The 279-nt window shown below is 44.8% G+C and carries 1 protein-coding gene; it reads left to right on the forward strand.

Annotated elements, in window-relative coordinates; translation table 11 throughout:
- Positions 1 to 33 precede the first annotated feature (33 nt).
- The coding region (locus CWC16_RS20150; RefSeq protein WP_212747470.1) for a hypothetical protein at positions 34 to 279 on the forward strand (246 nt) is incomplete at its 3' end.

Genomic DNA, 279 nt, shown 5'->3' on the forward strand with positions numbered 1-279 from the left:
CGAATATTTACTCTCGATATCAGTACTCAAGTTGTGATTGAACCTGCTCTGATTCAAGGAATCAGTCTGAACCGGTTGCCTGTCCAGACTACTGCCCAGGCTATGAGTCATGAGCCTCGACAAGAGGTTGGCTTTCCCATAATTAATCTATGGCTGTTGATAGACAGGCTGCTTTCAGAGGCCAATGATTATTCAGAGGGAGAAGGGTCTATTGCTCAGTATCGTACTGAGAAGGCCAAAACCAGTTTGCAAATACTCACGCAGAGTAATCAGGAGATT

Source organism: Pseudoalteromonas sp. S3776, assembly GCF_005886915.1.
Classification (GTDB): Bacteria; Pseudomonadota; Gammaproteobacteria; order Enterobacterales; family Alteromonadaceae; genus Pseudoalteromonas.